Genomic DNA, 2,109 nt, shown 5'->3' with positions numbered 1-2,109 from the left:
AAAGTTCATAGTTACCGGTTAAGAGATAAAAATAGTTCGTAAGTTAGAAAGTTCATGAGTTCATAAGTTGATAAGAAAAAGGTGACGGTTTTTTGCCTGTCCGGCTTCCGGCTGGTCGGCAACATCCTGTTAATCCTGTCTTAAGTAAAAAAAACAGCCACCTTATATCTTGCCCGCTATTGTGCATCAACCCAGTTTTCCAGGCGCAGGCCAACGATTCTCTCAAATTCCCGGGTATTATTAGTAACCAATGTCAAGTTTTGTGAAAGGGCAAGGCCTGCTATGAGAAGATCGTAAGGTCCGATTGGTATTCCTTTTTTCTCAAGTTGTGCACGAATTACAGCAGCTTCTTCAGCAGCCGAACGATCCGGATCAATCAGGTTCAACAGCAAAAGAAATTTGACAAGAGCATCTTCGGAACGTTGTCTGAATTGGCTTTTTTCGACCCCATATTGAAGCTCAAAGAGCGTAATGGTTGAAATTGCAACATCCTGCGGCGAATGCTCCCGGAATCGTACAAGAATTTCAGGCGGGTGTTTTTTTATAAGGCAAAATTATCCTGTCCATCCTGTTAATCCTGTCTAAAAGACCCCATTTTTAAAATGCTTAAAGTGTCTCGGGCTGAGTGAATAATCGTGTCGCAAAAAATAATAATTACTTTTGCTTAATCAGCAGTCACGATTGGAGGTTGGCTGTATTTGATTGTTGAGCCATTCATTGTCAACAGTAAAGGCCTGTCCTGAAGAGTCAAAACCGGTAAGATCCCGCCTTGTTAATTTATTCCTGATTTTTTCAAAAAGTCTTACAATCTCCTCAGCATATAATCGTTCTCCGCAATGAAGACATACTTCAGCATTAATTTTTAGAATGGCTGTATTATTGCCACCATGCAGAATCTTTTCGACAATCTTATTTTTAAGCTCACCGCCACAAACCGGACATTTTTCAAAGGGTAACATCATTTTTATCTCTTTTCTCTTCTTTTCCGAAAGTTGATCCATCGATCCGGATCGGGTCTATATACCGTTATCAAAACAGCCCATTGATTTTCTCCATTAAAAGCCCAAACACTATGGATATGATCGCCTCCGAAAGTTTGTCCGCAAATCAGGCAACTCGGATATGGTTTATCATCAGAATATTGTTCAATAATTTCGCCATGCAGTACTGAAAAAAATATCTCATCAAAAGTCAAATCGTCACTTTCTGCCTCTTCATCAGCATGTTCGGTTATTTTAATACGATGATTTTGTATTGAATTATTAATTTCCTTAATATTCAAATCTCTTCCCGCTTACCCATAACCCATTCGTGTTTGGCTTCATCAGGTGAAACTACGAAAAATTATACAGTCCGTTTATTGAATTGTAAATGTATGTTTTTACGATGTTAATGGTCAGCAGGCAAAATTATCCTGTCCATCCTGTTAATCCTGTCTAAAAGACCCCTGTTTTATAATGTTTTTTGCATTAGTCTCAAATTCATATAAAACAGCATCAAAAGTACTATTTTCTTATCGTTCTTTATGTCCCATTTTCTGCGTAGATCATTCTCGTTTTTTTCAAAGCTGAATAACTCGACATTAACCCAATTGGGAAAGAGTGAAGTATTATTCGGTGAAACTCCAAGTTTGTGAATACGTTCAAGCATGCTATTTGAGATTGTAGAAACATGATCAAATCGCCGCATAAAAAAGCTTTCGATAGAGACCAATATTTTTTTCAGTATCCCGGATTCGGAAAACTCAAGTCCGAAAAAAGCTTCAACCTCACTCTTCCCAATCTTCAATTTTGAGGTCTGACACCCGTGCAAACTCCCGAGTGTTATGTGTTACAAGAATGGCTTTATGCGCCACCGCGATAGAGGCAATCATTAAATCATTCGGTCCGATCGGGGTTCCCTGACGAAATAGTGACGAACGGATTTGTCCATAGTTTCGGGCGGCATCATCATCAAAAGTTAGCGATGTAAGTGGTTTAGAAAATATAAGCTGAACATTTAGCATAATGGCCTTGGTTTTATTTTATAATTCCACTCTCCATGGAAACCATCCCTCTCGATAGCAATCTTTCGGAGTTCTTCATCAGAGACTTTGATGCCGGTCTTGTA

At 38.8% G+C, this 2,109-nt stretch carries 6 protein-coding genes; all 6 read right to left on the bottom strand.

Features of this window, described 5'->3' with window-relative positions; translation table 11 throughout:
* Nucleotides 1–176: 176 nt before the first annotated feature.
* Nucleotides 177–524 carry a PIN domain-containing protein gene (locus VXK47_RS03665; protein WP_435547414.1) on the bottom strand — a complete coding sequence of 116 codons (348 nt, stop codon included), beginning with the start codon at nt 522–524 and terminating at the stop codon, nt 177–179.
* Nucleotides 525–668: 144 nt separating this feature from the next.
* Nucleotides 669–962, bottom strand: coding sequence for a YgiT-type zinc finger protein (locus VXK47_RS03660; protein ID WP_435547413.1), 294 nt, complete (start codon nt 960–962; stop codon nt 669–671).
* A 2-nt stretch (nt 963–964) separates the two neighbouring features.
* Nucleotides 965–1,282 (bottom strand): DUF4258 domain-containing protein, encoded by a 318-nt coding sequence (locus tag VXK47_RS03655; RefSeq protein WP_435547412.1) that lies wholly within the window; start codon nt 1,280–1,282, stop codon nt 965–967.
* A 170-nt stretch (nt 1,283–1,452) separates the two neighbouring features.
* The gene (locus tag VXK47_RS03650) at nt 1,453–1,788 is read right to left on the bottom strand and encodes a hypothetical protein (RefSeq protein ID WP_435547411.1); all 336 of its coding nucleotides are present in this window, start codon (nt 1,786–1,788) and stop codon (nt 1,453–1,455) included.
* Nucleotides 1,769–2,005: a type II toxin-antitoxin system VapC family toxin gene (locus tag VXK47_RS03645; protein ID WP_435547410.1), complete on the bottom strand. Its 237-nt coding sequence runs from the start codon at nt 2,003–2,005 to the stop codon at nt 1,769–1,771. The genes VXK47_RS03650 and VXK47_RS03645 overlap by 20 nt, the downstream gene beginning before the upstream one ends.
* A partial coding sequence (locus VXK47_RS03640; protein WP_435547192.1) for an ISAzo13-like element transposase-related protein occupies nt 1,999–2,109 on the bottom strand: 111 nt, incomplete at its 5' end. The genes VXK47_RS03640 and VXK47_RS03645, both read right to left, overlap by 7 nt.

Origin of the sequence: Desulfobacterium sp. N47 (assembly GCF_051233685.1) — a bacterium.
GTDB lineage: Bacteria > Desulfobacterota > Desulfobacteria > Desulfobacterales > RPRI01 > RPRI01.
Note: the sequence above shows the minus strand (reverse complement) of the source record. Positions and strands in the feature narration are given on the sequence as shown.

What these genes read in the sequence shown, in the direction of transcription:
- VXK47_RS03645 (WP_435547410.1), bottom strand. Translation starts at nt 2,005, where the DNA reads ATGCTAAATGTTCAGCTTATATTTTCTAAACCACTTACATCGCTAACT.
- VXK47_RS03660 (WP_435547413.1), bottom strand. Translation starts at nt 962, where the DNA reads ATGATGTTACCCTTTGAAAAATGTCCGGTTTGTGGCGGTGAGCTTAAA.